Source organism: Salipiger sp. ABF4_146 (assembly GCF_056161345.1).
The window spans coordinates 1-899 of record NZ_JBSWYX010000071.1; the positions used below are offsets into that span (position 1 = coordinate 1).

The following is an 899-nucleotide window of genomic DNA, read 5'->3' on the forward strand; positions in this document are numbered from 1 at the left end:
GGATGCACCCGAACTGCTGCTGGCCCACCATCTCAAAACGCTTCGGCTGCCCACGTTCCTGCGTGAACATGACAAGCAGGCCCGTATCTGCGCCGCTGAAGGCGTAGATCACGTGCGTTACCTGGCCCGGCTGACCGAGCTGGAACTGATCGACCGGGAACGGCGCATGGTGGAACGCCGGATCAAGGCCGCAAAGTTCCCGACCATCAAAAGCCTGGACAGCTTCGACTTCAAAGCGATCCCGTCGCTCAATAAGATGATGGTGCTGGAGCTGACGCGCTGCGAATGGATCGAACGCAAGGAGAATGTGATCGCGCTCGGTCCCTCCGGCACCGGCAAGACCCATGTCGCCCTCGGGCTGGGACTGGCTGCCTGCCAGAAAGGATTGCCTGTCGCCTTCGTGACCGCCGCAGCCCTCGTGCACGAGATGATGGAGGCCCGTGACGAAAAACGCCTCCTGCAACTCCAGCGCAAACTCGCCAAGGTCAAACTGCTGATCATCGACGAGCTGGGATTCGTCCCCTTGAGCAAAACCGGCGCCGAGCTTCTGTTCGAGCTGATCTCACAGCGCTACGAGCGAGGGTCGACCCTGATCACGTCGAACCTGCCCTTCGAGGAGTGGACCGAAACCTTCGGCACCGAACGCCTGACCGGCGCGCTGCTGGACCGGCTGACACACCACGTCAACATCCTCGAGGTGAACGGCGAAAGCTACCGCCTCAATCAAAGCCGCGCCCGCCTCGCCGCCGCTAACAAATGAACCTCACAAAATTGGCCTGACGGCCAATGCGCCTTGGACCGGGCTTGCTATATGAGGGCCGCACGCTCCAAGGCGCTCGCCCCAAACTGGCCGACTTTTGCTCCGCCACAATGGCCGAATTTTACTCCGCCGTTGACAG

1 protein-coding gene is annotated in these 899 nt (G+C 61.3%); it reads left to right on the top strand.

Annotation, left to right across the window (positions count from 1 at the left end):
• Positions 1-760: IS21-like element helper ATPase IstB (istB, locus tag ACXAJT_RS27585; protein ID WP_475242220.1), on the top strand; the 760-nt coding region annotated here is incomplete at its 5' end.
• Between the last annotated feature and the right edge of the window lie 139 nt (positions 761-899).